Consider the following 2418-nt stretch of genomic DNA (forward strand, 5'->3'; position numbering starts at 1 on the left):
AATGGAACCGCGTCCCCCCCCCGCCACAACGTGCCGAGGATCGGCCGCGTCGTCATCGCGCGCGGTCGCGACGCGACCGACGTGCCGCTGCTGCACAGTTTCGGCCCGCACCGGCTCAGCCTGTTCAAGGTCTGGACCTACGAGCAGGAAAGCAATCTGTTCAACCCGCCCCATCGCGGCGTCGATAGGACCGCCAGCGCGCAGATGCTGGCATAGAAACGCAAGCGTGAACGGCGTGCGTCCCGCTGTAACGATCATCCGGGCTGTCCTACGGATCTGGTGTGCCTGATCCGATCCGGCACAGAACCTCTGTGCCGGATCGGGATCGAGTTCTTGTGCTCCACGGCAGACGTCGGGATCATGGTAAGCGCTTCGTAAACGAAACTGCCGCAGCGGCTTGTCGTTTACCGATTGTTCACCCTGCCGCATTTCGAAAGCAAGCAGAAACAACGATTTGAGATGAGCCGCCGGCTTTTGGTGCGTTGACGGCGCCATCCGGCCGGAATCCTGCAATGCGCCCTCACACGGCTTCGAGGTCGTGGTGAATGGAGGCGAAAGCATGCGGCATCTTGGGGGTTTTGTTCACGCGATCGGCGGCTTTGCCAGAGATCGAAGCGGAAACTTAGCGGTTCTGTTCGGCATGGTTGCGTCGGTGCTGGCGCTGGGTGTCGGCTTTGCCGTCAACGTTGCCCAGCTCTACAACGCCAAGTCGAGCCTTCAAGGCGTGGTCGATGCGGCGGTGACCTCGACGGCGCGCGACCTGACGACCGGCGTCATCAAGGAGGCCGATGCCAACAAGTCGGTGCAGGCGTTTCTCGATGCCAACAGCCGAGCGGGCATCCTGCAGGCAGATCGGATCGTCCTCGACAAATTGACCATCGACAGGACCGCCAAGACGGTTCAGGCGGACGCCCATGTCGATCTCGGTCTTTATTTTCCGCTTTTCAGGATGGGTGACATGAAGCGCGTTGCCGCATCGACGACAGCGCTCTATTCGGACAAGACGATCGAAGTGGCGATGATGCTCGACGTCACAGGGTCGATGGCCGGCCAGAAAATCATCGATCTGAGGACAGCTGCAAAGAACGCGGTCGACAGCTTCCTGGACGGTCAGGACTCCTCCAACCCCCGGGTGCGTGTCTCCATCGTACCATACGCTAATTCGGTGAATGCCGGCGCGCTTGCCGCCAGCAGCGTCTATGTCGAAACCTCGACCAGCCAGCGCAAGCAGGCGCCAGGCAATGGCGCCATACAGTACGTCTCCGGCTTAATGCGTCCGGACAATTGCGCCACCGAGCGCAAGGGCACCTATCAATATTCGGATGTAGGTCCCGACATCAGCATGGTCAATCGCGATTACCTGTTGTCTTCCTTTGCCTGGCAGACCGGCACGGCTGCCTGCCCGGCCGCCGCGTTGAAGCCGCTGACGGCGGACGCCGCGGCGCTCAAGAATGTCATCAAGAACTTTGTCGCATCGGGCGGCACCGCGGGCCATATCGGCGTGCAGTGGACTTGGTACATGCTTTCGGAAAGCTGGGGCAGCGTGATGAATGCTTCGCAGCGGCCGGCCAAGGCGGATCCGAACAAGGTCGCCAAAATCGCGATCCTGATGACCGACGGCGAGTTCAATCTGTCCTATTTCGATGCCAGCACTGTTGGTGAGGTCTACAACGATGCCGGCAAGGAACCGACCCGCACGTCAGCCAAGACGCTCTGTACCGCCATGCGCGACAAGGGCATCGAAATCTTCACCATTGGTTTCGATCTCAACGAGGAGAATGCCAAGGCGACACTGCAGAATTGCGCGAGCCCGGATACGGCCAAGATCAAGCACTTCTATCAGGCCGCCAACGGGGCGGAACTCAATCAGGCTTTCCAGGACATAGCGCGCAACATCGAAAGCTTGGCATTGACCAAATAGAGGGTATTGACCAGACAGGATCCGGACAAGGAAAAGGCCGCCGCTTCTTTCGAAGCCGGCGGCCTTCCGTGTTTCCGTCCATGGCGCGGCTCATGGCAGCGACGGTTTGCGTCGCCAGCCGCGCATCTCGCGCCTTAACGGGAAGACTGCTTCCCGAAAGTGCAATCCGCTGAGGCCACGTTCTGGAAAACGAAATCACTCGACATCGGATCACCTCCTTTCGATTTGTTGAACACGCCCTCATGATGGGGTGTCGATCCGCAAATGGCAAGGCGCGATGGTGAAAATGCCGTGCGAGCTTGTTGCTGGCGGCTTGCGGCTGTCCGATCGGACAGGCAAAGTCGCCGTGGACCGCCAGCGTACTGAGCAGGAGAGGACGGGGATGGAGGCAGCCGAGAGAGCCGCACGGATCGTTCGAACGGTTATCGAGACGTTGCAGCCGGGTTTCGCGGTCAAGCTGTGGACTGGCGAGCGGATCGGGCCCGCCACGGGACCCG

General features: G+C 60.5%; 2 protein-coding genes and 1 pseudogene. All 3 read left to right on the forward strand.

Features of this window, described 5'->3' with window-relative positions:
- Window positions 1-216, forward strand: a pseudogene (locus EOA85_RS32765) (transglutaminase family protein); the annotation flags it as partial.
- A 343-nt stretch (window positions 217-559) separates the two neighbouring features.
- Window positions 560-1921, forward strand: a complete 1362-nt coding sequence (locus EOA85_RS32770) for a pilus assembly protein (protein WP_065011326.1) — start codon at window positions 560-562, stop codon at window positions 1919-1921.
- Between the two features lie 250 nt (window positions 1922-2171).
- Window positions 2172-2418 (forward strand): hypothetical protein (locus EOA85_RS38320; RefSeq protein WP_206523425.1); only part of this gene is annotated, 247 nt, incomplete at its 3' end.

Origin of the sequence: Mesorhizobium sp. M5C.F.Ca.IN.020.29.1.1, from assembly GCF_003997375.1 — a bacterium.
Taxonomy (GTDB): Bacteria; Pseudomonadota; Alphaproteobacteria; order Rhizobiales; family Rhizobiaceae; genus Mesorhizobium; species Mesorhizobium wenxiniae.